Genomic DNA, 13580 nt, shown 5'->3' with positions numbered 1-13580 from the left:
GCGCCCGCTTCCGCGCCACCGGGCTCCCTTCCTCCGCCCCGGCGCCGCCGGACGCGGCACCGTCACCCAATTGTGCCGGGTCACGGCCCCGGCCCCGGACGGATGCCCGCTCCCGGGCAGGGCAACCGTCGGCCCCGTCCGCACGGTTGGCTAGCATGACCGCCATGACCGACCACACCCCAGGGCCGCCCGGAACGACGGTGCTGCACCTGCGCGGCGACCTCGACCACGACAGCGAGCGCGAACTCGCCGCCACGGTGGACGCCGCCGTCGCCCGCAGCACCGGAGCCCTCGTCCTGGACGTCTCGGGGGTCACCTTCGCCGACTCCTCCACCCTGCGGACCCTGGTCCTGGCCCAGCAGCGGATGGAGGCGGCGGACGGCGCGCTGGTCCTGCTCGGACCGCTCGGGCCCGCACTGCGGCGCCTGCTGGAGATCACCGCCACCGACGGCTACTTCACCGTCGCCGACAGCCTGCCGCTGGCCCTGGCGGCGGCCGGCGAACTCCTCCGGCGTGACCCGCACGACACCGGCTCCGGCTGACCCGGAGCCCGAACGCGCCGCATCATCCGCCCCTCGCGGGGCACAAGCCCTCAGATCCCTCCGCCCGGCCTCGCCGGCCGGCACGACCGTGCCGTAGACGATTGAGGTCGCCATGCCCCACCGAGAAGCCCGGCCGCCCACCCTGGCCGCCGCCGCTCCCGCCGCCCCGTTCGCCCCGGCGGTGCACCCCGCCCCGGCCGAGCCGTCGCCCGGGTACGCGCGCGAGCCCGCGGCCGGATCCGCGCCCGAGCCCGTGGTCGTGTCCGCGCCCGAGCCCGCCCCGCGCCCGTGCGGACGGCCGGGCAGGCCCGCGCCGCCCTGGCCCGGCTGCTGGCGGCGGCCGGACACCCCGGCGGCCGGGCGCTGGCCGACGCGCAACTCGCGGTCACCGAACTCATCGCCAACGCGCTGCACCACGGCGGCGGCCTGACCCGCTTCGACGCCCGGCTCGGCCCCGGCGGCACCGAACTGGTCGTCGACGTCGAGGACGGCGACGACCGCCACCCCGTCGTCCAGCCGCTGCACGACCGCGACCCCGCCACCACCGGCGGCCGCGGCTGGGCCATCGTCCAGGCCCTCGCCGCGACCTGCCACGTCGTGCCGCTGCCCGCCGGGGGCAAGCGCATCCGGGTCACCTTCGCGCTCTGAACGCCCCGCGCCCGGTGCGCCGGAAAAAAATCAGAGGATTCGATCGGTGACGGCAGGTCAGACTGGGCACATGGACACCGACCGCCGCCCGCTGTGGCAGCCCTTCTCCGAGACCGCCACCCAGCAGCCGCTGCGCCCCCGCGACGGGCAGCGGCCCGCGCCGGCCACCGCCTCGCCCTTCCTCGAACCCGGCCCGGCGGCCGAGCTGCCCGCGGCACCGTGCCCCGCCGCCGCGAGCCCGACCGGCTGCCCGGCCGACCCCGCCGACCCCGCCGACCTCACCGGCCCCGCCGACCCGGCCGGGCCGGTGTCCGCCGCCCGCTCACCCGGCGAACGCCACCCGGCCCGGGCGGGTGTCCCGCCCCGCCGCCAGGTCGGCCAGCACCTCGCGGGCCGCCCGCGCCCCCGACGCCAGCGCCCCCTGCACCGAACCGGTGGCCCGGTGGTCGCCGCACACGTACCGGCCGGGCGCCCACCGGGTGCTGCGGGTCAGCGGGTGCGGGGCGGGCATCGCCGGCAGCGCGCCCGGAATCCGGTACGCGGCCAGCGGCTCCCAGCCCGAGGTGTCGCACTCGTACAGCTCCGCCAGCCGGGCGCGCACCGACCGCTCCTCGGCGGTGACGCCGAGCACCGAGGTCGACACCAGCGCCAGCCCCGGCGGCGCGCAGCCCGGCACCACCTCCGAGAGCACCACCGAGTTCAGCACCCGGCGCCCGCCGTCCACCAGCAGCGTCGGAGCGGCCAGCGGGCTGCGCTCCGCGGCGTGGTAGAAGGTCGTCACCGCGCGGGTCGGCGGCAGCGGGAAGCCGGGCAGCAGCGCCGCGGCCGCCCCCGGCTCGGTGGCCACCACCACGCGGCGCGCCGCCAGTTCCCGGCCGTCCGCCAGCAGCACCCCGCCCTCGTGCACCCCGGCGACCGGGGCCTCCAGCTCCAGCACCCCCGGGGGCAGCAGCGCGGCCAGCGCGGCCGGGACCGCCCCGATGCCCGCCGCCGGGAGCGCGAGCGTGCCGCGCACCATGCTGCGCCAGTACAGGTGGAACACCCGGGCGGAGGTGGTCAGCCCGTCCTCCAGGAAGACCCCGGCCAGGAACGGCCGCAGCACCCCGTCGACGGTCGCCGTCGAGACGCCCGCCCGGCGCAGCGCCGCCGCCGTCGACACCTCGCGCCCGCGCCGCAGCAGCGCGGCGGGCAGCAGGGCGTCCCGCACGGTCAGCGCGCCGAGCACGGCCGCGTCCCGGGCCGGCAGCACCCGCCCGCCCAGCAGATCGCCCGCCAGGCCCGGACGGCGCAGCGGGTCGACCACCAGGCGGCGGCCCGCCGGACCGACCAGGGCGAAGCCCGGGGTGAACGGCCGCAGGCGCAGCGGGCGCAGCGCGAGGCGGCGGCGCACCTGCGGGTAGGAGGTGTTGAACACCTGGAAGCCCCGGTCCAGCCGGAAGCCGTCACGCAGGTCGGTCCGCATCCGCCCGCCCACCGCGTCCGCCGCCTCCAGCAGCCGCACCCGCCCCCCCGCCGCCGCGACGTCCAGCGCACAGGCCAGACCGGCCAGCCCGGCCCCCACCACCGCCACGTCCACCGCACCGTTCGTGTCCACCGCGCTCCTCCTGCCCTCGGCTGCCTCCGGCTGCCTTCGCTCTCCGGCCGGTACCCATTCGGAGCGGGCCCGGCGGACGGATGGGACGGCCCGTCCGGCCCGCGGCCCGGCTACCGTGGAGGGCATGGACGCGGAGCGCGGCGCGGACCGACCCGGTCCGCGGGAACGGCTCGGCGCGGCCCTGTTCGCCAAGGTGGCCGGGCCGCGGGGCCCGGCCGTCCGGCAGCGCATCCACGGCACCCCGGGGCCGCGCTGGTTCGGCCCGGACCGGCCGATCCGGACGGTGCACGGCGACGCCTCGATGTTCGTCGGCGGGCTCGCCGCGCTCCTGGTCCAGTCGCTGCACCCGTCGGCGATGGCCGCCGTCGCCGCGCACTCCGGCTACCGCGGCGACCCGTGGGGCAGGCTCCAGCGCACCAGCACCTTCCTCGCCGTCACCACCTTCGGCACCGCGCGGGACGCGCAGGCCGCGGTGGACCGGGTCCGCGCCGTGCACGCCCGCATCCGCGGCACCACGGCGGACGGCCGCCGCTACCGGGCCGACGACCCGCACCTGCTGGCCTGGGTGCACGCGGCCGAGACCGACAGCTTCCTGCGCGCCCACCAGGCGTACGGGGCCGCGCCGCTCGATCCGGCGGGCTGCGACGCCTACGTGGCGGACACCGCGGAGGTCGCCGCCGCCCTCGGCGTCGAGGAGCCGCCGCGCAGCCGCGCGGACCTCGACGCGGTGCTCCGCTCCTACCGGCCCGAACTCGCCAGGACGGCCGAGGCCCGCGAAGCCGCCCGCTTCCTGCTGCTGCACCCGCCGCTGCCGTGGGCCGTCCGCCCCGCCTACGGCGCGCTGGCGGCCGCGGCCACCGGCCTGCCCGCCCCCGAGCACCGGGCCCTGCTGGCCTGCCGGCCGACCCGCTCACCGCCGCCGCGGTCCGCCCGCTGGGCCTGGCCGTGGTGCGGGCGATCCGGTGGGCGATGCCGGTGCCGCGCGAGCTGGCCTGAGCGGCCGGGCCTGAGCGGTCGGGCCGGTCGGGCCTGAGCGGTCGGGCCGGACCGGGAGGAATCTTTTCGGACAAGCCGGGCATACGGAACTGCGTCAGTGACGGAACGATGGCTCAGGAGGCCGTGATGGGCATGGGTGACAAGGTCAAGAACACCGGCGACAAGCTCAAGGGCACCGCGAAGGAAGCCACGGGCAAGGCCGTCGGCAACGAGCGCCTGGAGGCCGAGGGCAAGGCCGACAAGGCCAAGGGCGACCTCAAGCAGGCCGGCGAGAAGGCCAAGGACGCCTTCAAGGACTGATCAGCCGACCGCCCCGACCAACCGGAGGGGGCCCGGACCGTTTCCCCGGTCCGGGCCCCCTCCGCCGTCGCTCCGGCCGGTCACAGCATGTCGCGGCGGTGCTCCTCCACCACCACCTCGTCCACGCCGCGCCCGAGGTAGCGGCGGCGGCCCAGCACCCGCGCGTACACCACCACGCCGATCAGGCCCGCCGCCATCAGCACGACGCCGACCACCGTGAGGTTGACACCCGCCAGGTGCCAGTGCACGCCGAAAGCCAGGATCGCCCCTACCGCCAGCAGGATGATGCAGCCACCGAGTCCCATGATCGCCTCCGTCACCGAGTCGCCTCGCCCCTCGACCGGGGCCGCCCGGCGTCTACCCCCGACCCGCCGGAGGATTCCCGCTCCGCGCCCGCACCCTGACGCCGCGTCGGCCGCCCGGCCGCCCGGCCGCCCGGCCGCCCGGCGCCCGGTTCCCCGGGCCGGGGGCTGGTTCAGGCCCCGGTCGGGTGGCGGGTTCAGGCCCCGGCCGGGTGCCAGGCGGCGAGCAGCACGGTGGCGTCGTCCCGCAGCCGGTCGCCCTGGTGCGCGGTGACCCGCCGGACCAGCCGGCGCAGCGCCTCCGGGGCGGGCAGGCCGTCGGCCATCGCCCGGGAGACCACGTCGACCAGCCGCTCCTCGCCGAACGGGACGCCGTCCGCGTCCCGCCCCTCGGTCACCCCGTCGGAGTGCACCAGCAGCTGGTCGCCCGGCTCCAGGCGCGCGGTGTGCACGGTCGGCGCGGTGCGCGGGAGGCCCTCGGGCAGGCCGAGCGGCGGGTGGACGGGGCGCTCCAGGGCCCGGGGGACGATCCGGCCGCGGCGGATCAGCAGCGGCGTCGGGTGGCCGCAGTTGATCCAGGACAGGGCGCCGGTGTCGAGGTCCAGGTCGGCGATCACGCAGGTCAGCAGGCGGTCCGGGATCCACCGGGTGAGCGCGGCGTCGACGGCCCCGGCGATGTCGGCCAGGGTGCCGCCGGTCCGGCGGGTGGAGCGGCAGGCCGCGACGGCGACGGCGCTGGACCCCCCGGACGCCAGGTCGTGGCCCATCGCGTCGACCATGGTCAGGTGCAGGTGGCGGTCGGCCAGGTTGTGGTCGAAGGCGTCGCCGCCGATGTCGTAGGCGGGCTCCAGCACCGCGCTGGAGGTGACCCGGCGGCTGCCGATCGTCCGGGGCGGCAGGAACGCCCGGACCAGCTCGGCCTGCAGCGTCATCGGCCGACGGCGGCCGGTGCGCACCAGCAGGTCGCTGAACGGCGTCCGGGCGGCGATCAGCAGCGCGGTCGCGTCGGCCAGCGCCCGGCAGGAGGCCAGCCGGGCGCCGTCGAGCACCGGCGCGGTGACCTGGAGCACCCCCAGGCGCCCGATGCCGTCCACGAGCGGCACCCAGCCCACCGCGCCGACACCCGCGCCCGCGTCGGTGCCGGTGCCGGTGCCCGCCTCGCCGCCGGTGCAGGTGCTCTCGGTGCGGTAGGCGCGGCCGGCCAGCGAGTTGTCCACGTCCAGCACCCCGGGGCCGGACGGGCCGGTCAGCGAGGGGTCCTCCGGCGGGACGGGCAGCGCGGTCAGGCACTTCTCCTGCACGTCGGCCAGGTAGATCCAGGCACCGGTCAGGCCCAGCCGCCGGGCCGCGTCCCGCACCAGCCCCGGGACGTCCCGGGGCCCGGCCCGGTGCGAGCCCTCCAGCAGGCCGAGCACCGCGGCCCCGGCCGCGGCCTCCTCGTCGTGGCCCATCGTCGGTCACCTCCGCCGTCCTCGGCCCCCGCGCTCGTCCCACCCTCCCGAACCTCGGGCGGGTCCGCCCGGTGGGGCGGTCGGCCGGAGCGGTCGGTGGGACGGTTGGTGGGGCGGCGGGACGGCCGGGCGGGGGCTCAGGCCGGTACCGGGACCGGCTGCCGCGCCGCCGGGCGGAGCAGCCCGGCCCGGGAGAGGCGGTGGACGGCCGCCGCGCAGGCCAGCCCGGTGGCGGCCAGGACCAGCCACGGCAGGTACAGGGCGTGGTGGCGGACCCCGTGGTCCCACAGCGCGCCGACGCCCAGGTTGCCGAGCGTGATGCCGAGCCCGGAGACCGTGTTGTACAGGCCGTAGTGGGTGGCGACCAGGCGGCCGCCGGAGAGCACCACCACGGTGTCCATCTCGAACGGGTAGACCACCGCGCCCGCCGCCGCCAGCACCGCCACCGCCACGCCCAGCGCCGCCAGCCGCAGCCCCGGCCCCGCCCACGGGAACGCCGCCAGCGGCAGGAAGGCGGCCCCCATCGCGGCCAGCCCGCGCACCAGCGCGGCGGACGGCGTCCAGACCCGTCCCACCCAGCCGGTCAGCCGCAGCTGCCCGGCCACCGCGACGGCCGCCGAGACGGTGAACAGGCCCGTGGTGACCGCGCTCCCGCTCCCGCCACCGCCGTCGAGGGCGAGCCCGGCGGCCAGCGGGAGCGCCAGGTAGACCTGGAAGGTCAGCACGTACGAGCCGATCATCGCCCCCGAGAACAGCAGGAACGGCCGGTTCGCGACCACCGTGCGCCACTGCGCGAGCACGCCCTCGCCCCGCTGCTCCCGCGGCCCCCGGTGCGGCGGCAGGGCCCGCCACTGGAGCACGGTCAGCGCCGCGAAGACCGTCGCGGCCACCGTGCACACCGCCGCGAAGTCGACGGCCAGCAGGGCGAGTCCGACCAGCGGGCCGAGCAGCATGCCCGCCTGGTAGTACACGTTGAACACGGCGAACGCGTCGATCCGGCGCTCACCCGCCTCGGCGGCCAGGTACGCCCGCACCGCCGGGTTGAACAGGGCGCCCGCGAAACCGGTGGCGGCGGACGCGGCGAGCAGCGCGGGCAGCGAGTCGACCCGGCCGAGCAGCGCGAACCCGGCGGTGCGCAGCAGGCACCCGGCGATGATCGGGCCGCGCGGCCCGAAGCGGTCGGCGAGCGTCCCGCCGACCAGGAACATGCCCTGCTGGGAGAGGTTGCGCACGCCCAGCACCAGGCCGACCGTCCAGGCGGCCAGCCCGAGGTCGTCGGCGAGGTGGGCGGCCAGGTACGGCATCAGCATGTAGAACGCCAGGTTGATGGCGAACTGGTTGGCCATCAGCAGCCGGGCGGTGGGGCCGAAGGAGCGGGTCTGCCGCCACAGCGCCCTCACCGGGCGGCCCGGCCGGTCGGGGCGGGCGCGGTGCGGGCGGGTACGGTGGCGGCGGGCGCGATCGGTCGGTCTGCGGTCGGCGGGTCGGTGGTCGGCGGATTGGCGGTCGGCGGGTTGGTCGTCGGCGGGTCGGTGGCCAGTGGGTCCAGGACGGTGCGGCAGCGCGTCCAGCGGGTGACGGTGCGCTCGCCGGGGTGGGTGATCTCCTCGGGCCGCTCGGGCGGGCGGTGGCCGAGCAGGCCGCGCTCGCGGCACCACCCGTCGTCGAACACGGTGCCGACGTAGCGCTGCGGGCCGTCCGGGAAGACCGCCGCGATCCGCTGCTCCGGGCCGCCGTCGGCGGCCAGCCAGCGGGCCACCAGGGCGACCGCGCCGACGCTCCAACCGCCGCTGGCGTAGCGGGAGGTGGCCAGCGCGCGGGCCGCCCAGACCGCCTCCGGCGCGGCCACCCAGTGCACCTCGTCGAACAGGGCGTGGTCGACGTTGCGCGGGTGGATGCTGCTGCCCAGCCCGCGCATCAGCCGGGGCAGCGCGGGCTGGCCGAAGATGGTGGACCCGGTGGTGTCCACGCCCACCACCCGCAGCGCGGGGAAGCGCTCGCGCAGCACCCGGCCGACGCCCGCCGAGTGCCCGCCCGTCCCGACGCTCACCACCAGGGTGTCGACCCGCCCGAGCTGGGCGGCCAGTTCGAGGGCCAGCGGCCGGTACGCGGCCACGTTGTCCGGGTTGTTGTACTGGTCCGGGCACCAGGCACCGGGGTGCGCGGCCAGCAGCTCGCGGACCCGGTCGCGCCGGGCTCGCTGCCAGCCGCCGACCGGGTGCGGGGCGTCCACCACCACGACCTCGGCGCCGTGCGCGGCCAGCAGCCCCGTCATCAGCGGCTCGATCTCCGGGTCGGTGACCACCGTGACCGGGTGCCCGTAGGCGACCCCGGCCAGCGCCAGGCCCAGCCCGAGGGTGCCCGAGGTGGACTCCACGATCCTTGCTCCGGGCCGCAGTTCACCCCGCTCCCGGGCGGCGCGCACCATGTGCAGCGCGGGGCGGTCCTTGATCCCGCCGGGGTTGCGGCCCTCCAGCTTGGCCCAGAACCCGCGCCCGGGCCCGGTGAACGGGGCGCCCACCCAGAGCACGGGCGTGTCGCCCACCAGCCCCGCGGGGCTGTCGGCACGGCGGGCGGCTGATCCGGCGGCTGATCCGGCGGCTGATGCGGCGGCTGGTCCGGAGTCGGGAACGGGTGCGGCGGGCCCGGCCGGGGGTGCGGCGGGGGAGGGGCAGGGGACGACGGTACTGGTCATGGCAGGGCGCTCCTGCGGTCCGCGCCGCCGTACGGGCGGGCGGGACCGGTGGGGTGGGTGACGGGACGTCAGGACGCCGGTGCGCCGGTGCACCTGGTCACCGGCCGGGTCGGGGGCCGGTCCGGTCGGGACACGGGCCGCCAGGGACACCGGGGCGTCGGGGCATCAGGACACGCGGGGCGTCAGGACGTCGGGACACGGCGGCCGCGGCGCGTGCCGGTGGGCACGGTGGCGCGGCGGGGCCGGTCAGGTCCGCCAGACGCCGAGCGCCGCTCTGCTCCGCCCGACCGCCGGGCCCGGGCCGTCGTCCGGGGCCGCCGTCGCAGCCGGTCCCGCCGGGGCGGGGGCCGGAACGGGCGTGTCGGCTCCGGCAGGTGCGGCGGGCGGGTCCGTCGGCTGACGGTCCGTCACCGGCTGGTCGGTGCCCGCGCACCGGGCCTCCTGGTGCCCGGTGTCGTGCTGCGGGTGGTCCAGCGGCGCGCGGCCGTGCGCGGCGGCCGCCGGGAGGGCGTCGGCGGCGGGCGCCGACCAGCCCGCGCCCGCCAGCGGGCCGTGCGCGCAGCCCAGCACGTGCAGCAGCGCGGCGAGCAGGACGACGATGACGCCCACCGGCCTCCGCCCGCCGCGCACCGCGTTCCGTCCCGTCATGTCGCCGAACGTACCCGAGCGGACACGTAAGGTGCGCGTCAGTCGCTGTGCGAATCCAGCCCGCGCGACGGGCCCTCGGCGGGCGGCGCGGGCCGTGTGGCGAGGGGCGACCGGGCGCGGACGAATCGAACGGCGCGGGCGCGGCGGCCGGTCGGCCCCGGCGCGGCACCACGCGGCACCACCCGGAGGGAGCAATCGGGGCGGCGGCCGGACCGGGACCGCCGGGAACGGCGTCGTCGCAGGTCAGTGCGGTCTTATCGCCGTTGAAAACCGTCATCGGTGCAGCCTTTGCCAAGGTGCGCGGAGGTGCGCTTCACTTCCCCGGGTCGAACGACCGGCCGGGGAGAACGGGAGGCGGAGCCGCATGGGCGCCGAGCACGACCAGCACGACCGTGACCAGTACGACCGTGACCAGCACGGCCACGGGCACGGGCACGACGGGCACTCCCACGGGGTGTCGGCCGACGCGGACCGCCGGTGGCTGGCCATCGCGCTCACCCTGATCTGCGGCTACATGGCGGTCGAGGTCGTCATCGGCCTGGCCGCCGGATCGCTGGCCCTGCTCTCGGACGCGGCGCACATGCTGACCGACGCGGCGTCCATCGTGCTGGCCCTGGTGGCGATGCGGCTGGCCGCCAGGCCCGCCGGGGGCGGCTTCACCTTCGGGCTCAAGCGCGCCGAGATCCTCTCCGCCCAGGCCAACGGCCTGACCCTGATCCTGCTGGCCGCCTGGCTGACGTACGAGGCGGTGGAGCGGCTGGTCAGCCCGCCCGAGGTCACCGGCTCGCTGGTGCTGTACACCGCGCTCGCGGGCATCGCGGTCAACGTCGCCGCCGCCTGGTGCATCTCCAGGGCCAACCGCACCTCGCTGAACGTCGAGGGCGCCTACCGGCACATCCTCAACGACCTGTTCGGCTTCGTCGCCACCGCCGTGGCCGGCCTGGTCGTGATGACCACCGGCTTCGCCCGGGCCGACGCCATCGTCTCGCTGGTCGTCGTGGTGCTGATGGTCAAGGCCGGGTACGGGCTGCTCAAGGAGTCCGGCCGGATCTTCCTGGAGGCCGCCCCCGCCGGGGTCGACCCCGGGGCCATCGGCGACGCCATGGTGGCCCGCCCCGGCGTCGTCGAGGTCCACGACCTGCACGTCTGGCAGATCACCTCCGGCCAGACCGCGCTCTCCGCGCACGTCCTGGTCGCCCCCGACCGGGACTGCCACGCGGTGCGCGCGGAGATCGAGCACGGGCTCGCGCACGCCAACGGCATCACCCACACCACGCTCCAGGTCGACCACGTCGCCGCCGAACTGCTCACCGTCGGCGCCCCGCAGGCCGCGGGCGGCCACTGCGCCGAGCCGCACGGCGCCGTCCACCGCGAGCAGCCCCACGGGCACTGACCGCCCGCGGTCGGCCCCGGCGCCCGGTGCGCCGGGCGCGTACGCAGGGTGAGCGGGCGCATGCCCCGGAGGCAATCGAACTGCCTGACGGACCGTCAAATTCCGTTCTACCGGTGGTTTCGCCGAAGTGAACAATCCGAAAACGGTCTACCGCGATTACATTCCGTCAGTATGCTGGTCACTGTGCGGCGACTTGGCCGGGCGGACGCCGGGGGAGGCGCAATGGGGAGGCGCGGGACGACGCGCGGCAGGCGGGTCGCCGCCATGCCCGTCGCCCTCCTCGCCGTGCTGCTCGCGGCCGTCCTCGCCCTGCTCACCGCCGGGCCCCCGGCCCAGGCCAGGGCGCCCCGCCCGCCGGCCTCCGCGGCCGCCGAAGAACACCTCGAGTGCAAGTACCAGCAGGAGGCGCAGGCCCCGGCCGGCCGCTCCGCCGCCCGCCACCGGGGCAACGGCGGCCCGCCCGCCCGTTCCCAGGCCCGCCCCGACGACGAGACCGCCCCCGGCGCCCCGTCCGCCCCGGGGGCCGCCGACCCCGCCCCCTCCGGCGGCGGGTCGAGACCGGGCGCGCTCGCGCGCCTCCAGGTCTTCCGCTGCTGAGCGGTCCCGCGAACTGACGGAGACCGGCAGCACTCCGGCCCGCCCGCCGCTTACCTGCCCACGACCGGCCTGTCCGTGACCGGCGTGCTCACGATGGGCATGCCCGGGACCGGCCTGCCGGTGACCGGCATGCCGGTGGTGACCGGCATACCCGGGACTGGCACGCCTGGGATCGGCATGTTCGGGACCGGCACACCCGGCACCGGCCTGTCCGTGACTGGCGCGCTCGTGATGGGCACGTCCGTGGTCGGCCTGCCTGCGATCGGCTTGTCCGTGACTGGCCTGGCCGCGACGGGCACGCCCGTAACCGGCTTGTCCGTGACCGGCTTGTCCGTGACCGGCCTGGCCGTGATGGGCACGCCCGCGGCCGGCCTGCCTGCGATCGGCTTGTCCGTGACCGGCCTGGCCGCGATGAGCACGTCCGTGACCGGCACGCTCGCGACCGGCGCGCCCCGGCCGTCCGGCCCGGAACCCGCCGTGGCCCGGTTTCGGTGGCGCCCCGGTCCCGGTGGCGCCCCGGGCCCGTCGGTGGTCCCGCCGACCCGTCAGTCCGCTCCGCTGCCCGAAGACAGCAGCGCCCGCCCCGGCCGATGCCGGGCGGGCGGAAGGAGACCCGATGCGACACCCCGTGCACCACCACGTCCACGTCCACGCCCTCCCGGACCGGAAGGCCCGCGCGCTGTGAACCTCAACCCGAACCCCGGCCCCGAGCCCGTCCGCGCCACCGCCTTACGCGGTGCGCTCGCCCACTGGCGCCAGGACCTGCCCGCCTCGCTGGTGGTCTTCCTGGTCGCCGTCCCGCTGTGCGTCGGCGTCGCCGTCGCCTCCGGCGTGCCCGCCGAACGCGGGCTGGTCACCGGCATCGTCGGCGGCCTCGTGGTGGGCCTGCTGCCCGGCAGCAGCCTCCAGGTCAGCGGCCCCGCGGCCGGTCTGACCGTCCTCGTTTTCGACGCCGTCCAGCGCTTCGGCCTCGGCGCGCTCGGCGTGCTGGTGCTCGCCGCCGGGCTGCTCCAGATCGCCATGGGTCTGCTGCGCACCGGCCGCTGGTTCCGGGCGATCTCGCTGTCCGTCGTGCACGGCATGCTGGCGGGCATCGGCCTGATCCTGATCCTCGGTCAGCTGTACGCCGTCTCCGGCCGCACCGCGCCCGGCAGCGGCGGCGGGAAGATCGTCCACCTGCCCGCGCTGCTCGGCGACTGGTTCACCGGCGCGGCCGCGACCACCGCGCTGCTGATGGCCGCCGCGACGGTCGTCCTGCTGACGCTGTGGAAGAAGCTGCCCGCCCCCGTCCGCGCCGTGCCCGCCCCGCTGGCCGCCGTCGCCCTCGCCGCCGCGGCCACCGCCGCGTTCGGCCTCGACGTCCCCCGGGTCCGGGTCGACGGGCTGCTGGACGCGGTCGCCCTGCCCACCGGCGACGACTTCGCCGCCGTCACCGGCGCCGCCGGGCTGGGCACCGTGCTGGCCTTCGCCCTGATCGCCTCCGCGGAGAGCCTGTTCAGCGCCGCCGCCGTCGACCGGATGCACCACGGCCCGCGCACCGACTACGACCGCGAACTCACCGCCCAGGGCATCGGCAACACCCTGTGCGGCCTGCTCGGCGCCCTCCCGCTCACCGCCGTCATCGTCCGCAGCGCCGCCAACGTCCAGGCCGGTGCCCGCACCAAGGTCTCCCGCGTCCTGCACGGTCTGTGGCTGCTGCTGTTCGCCGCCCTGCTCCCGGCGGTCCTCGGGCTCATCCCGCTCGCCGTCCTCGGCGGCGTCCTGATCCACGCGGGCGCCAAACTCATCCCGCTGCGCCCGCTCCTCGCGCTGTGGCGCGAGCACCGCGGCGAACTCGTGGTCCTCGCCGTCACCACCACCGCGATCGTCCTCACCACCCTCTTCGAGGGCGTCCTGATCGGCGTCGCCCTCGCCGTCGCCAAGAGCGCCTGGCAGACCTCCCACCTCCACATCGAGCTCACCGACAGCGGCCCCGACACCCCGCTGCGGGTCCGCCTCAGCGGCAACGCCACCTTCCTGCGGCTGCCCCGCCTGCTCGACACCCTCGAATCCCTCCCGACCGGCCGTCCCGTCGAACTCGACTGGACCGCCCTCCGCCACCTCGACCACGCCTGCCGCACCGCCCTCCACACCTGGGCCGCCCGCCACACCGCCCACCAGGACACCCCCGTCACCTGGGAACCCCCGCTGACCGTCACCACCTGAGGGGGCGGAGCGGCCCCGGCCGGAGCCCGGGGAGAATGGCGGGAGGAGGCGACACCGGGGCCCGGGGAACGGCGGGGCCGTGGTGCCGCCTCCACCGGTCGGCCGATCCACCCGTCGGCCGATCAACCCGTCGGTCGATTCGGTCGATTCGGTCGATTCGGCCGATCCGGCGGGGAACGGCCGGATCCCGCTCTTTCCAGCCCCTGCCG

The 13580-nt window shown here is 77.3% G+C and carries 12 protein-coding genes and 1 pseudogene; 7 read left to right on the top strand and 6 right to left on the bottom strand.

The annotated features are described in order from the left end of the window. Positions 1-164 precede the first annotated feature (164 nt). Both HUT16_RS01810 and HUT16_RS01805 read left to right on the top strand, forming a co-directional pair. Positions 165-542 carry an STAS domain-containing protein gene (locus tag HUT16_RS01810; protein ID WP_176184774.1) on the top strand — a complete coding sequence of 126 codons (378 nt, stop codon included), beginning with the start codon at positions 165-167 and terminating at the stop codon, positions 540-542. A 288-nt stretch (positions 543-830) separates the two neighbouring features. Then, positions 831-1190 carry an ATP-binding protein gene (locus HUT16_RS01805; RefSeq protein ID WP_176184772.1) on the top strand — a complete coding sequence of 120 codons (360 nt, stop codon included), beginning with the start codon at positions 831-833 and terminating at the stop codon, positions 1188-1190. A gap of 322 nt (positions 1191-1512) precedes the next feature. Here the strand turns inward: HUT16_RS01805 and HUT16_RS01800 are convergent, their stop codons facing one another. Further along, a complete protein-coding gene (locus tag HUT16_RS01800) occupies positions 1513-2784 on the bottom strand; it encodes an NAD(P)/FAD-dependent oxidoreductase (RefSeq protein ID WP_254897591.1) in 1272 nt (423 codons plus the stop codon). A gap of 124 nt (positions 2785-2908) precedes the next feature. Between HUT16_RS01800 and HUT16_RS01795 the strand changes: the two are divergent. Together HUT16_RS01795 and HUT16_RS01790 are read left to right on the top strand one after the other, a co-directional pair. Next, positions 2909-3780, top strand: a pseudogene (locus tag HUT16_RS01795) (oxygenase MpaB family protein). Between the two features lie 126 nt (positions 3781-3906). Further along, positions 3907-4080 carry a CsbD family protein gene (locus HUT16_RS01790; protein WP_176184768.1) on the top strand — a complete coding sequence of 58 codons (174 nt, stop codon included), beginning with the start codon at positions 3907-3909 and terminating at the stop codon, positions 4078-4080. Positions 4081-4160: 80 nt separating this feature from the next. On the opposite strand, the gene HUT16_RS01785 is transcribed toward HUT16_RS01790, so the two are convergent. From HUT16_RS01785 to HUT16_RS01765, 5 genes are all read right to left on the bottom strand, one after another. Then, complete coding sequence (locus tag HUT16_RS01785; protein WP_176184766.1) at positions 4161-4385, bottom strand: DUF6458 family protein; 225 nt, start codon at positions 4383-4385, stop codon at positions 4161-4163. 194 nt (positions 4386-4579) lie between these two features. Further along, positions 4580-5833, bottom strand: a complete 1254-nt coding sequence (locus HUT16_RS01780; protein ID WP_176184765.1) for a PP2C family protein-serine/threonine phosphatase — start codon at positions 5831-5833, stop codon at positions 4580-4582. Positions 5834-5970: 137 nt separating this feature from the next. Then, on the bottom strand, positions 5971-7233 hold the full coding sequence (locus HUT16_RS01775; protein WP_176184763.1) for an MFS transporter: 1263 nt from the start codon (positions 7231-7233) through the stop codon (positions 5971-5973). Continuing rightward, a complete protein-coding gene (locus tag HUT16_RS01770; RefSeq protein ID WP_176184761.1) occupies positions 7230-8528 on the bottom strand; it encodes a PLP-dependent cysteine synthase family protein in 1299 nt (432 codons plus the stop codon). The genes HUT16_RS01775 and HUT16_RS01770 overlap by 4 nt, the downstream gene beginning before the upstream one ends. Positions 8529-8774: 246 nt before the next feature. Next, positions 8775-9176, bottom strand: a complete 402-nt coding sequence (locus HUT16_RS01765; protein ID WP_176184760.1) for a hypothetical protein — start codon at positions 9174-9176, stop codon at positions 8775-8777. 364 nt (positions 9177-9540) lie between these two features. On the opposite strand from HUT16_RS01765, the gene HUT16_RS01760 reads away from it, so the two are divergent. From HUT16_RS01760 to HUT16_RS01750, 3 genes are all read left to right on the top strand, one after another. Then, the gene (locus HUT16_RS01760) at positions 9541-10569 is read left to right on the top strand and encodes a cation diffusion facilitator family transporter (protein ID WP_176184758.1); all 1029 of its coding nucleotides are present in this window, start codon (positions 9541-9543) and stop codon (positions 10567-10569) included. A gap of 264 nt (positions 10570-10833) precedes the next feature. Next, the gene (locus HUT16_RS01755) at positions 10834-11166 is read left to right on the top strand and encodes a hypothetical protein (protein ID WP_176184756.1); all 333 of its coding nucleotides are present in this window, start codon (positions 10834-10836) and stop codon (positions 11164-11166) included. Between the two features lie 762 nt (positions 11167-11928). After that, positions 11929-13371 (top strand): SulP family inorganic anion transporter, encoded by a 1443-nt coding sequence (locus tag HUT16_RS01750; RefSeq protein ID WP_254898217.1) that lies wholly within the window; start codon positions 11929-11931, stop codon positions 13369-13371. Positions 13372-13580: the final 209 nt, after the last annotated feature.

This window comes from Kitasatospora sp. NA04385 (genome assembly GCF_013364235.1).
Lineage (GTDB): Bacteria > Actinomycetota > Actinomycetes > Streptomycetales > Streptomycetaceae > Kitasatospora.
The sequence above is the reverse complement of the archived record's forward strand: the minus strand, read 5'-3'. Positions and strand labels throughout refer to the sequence as shown.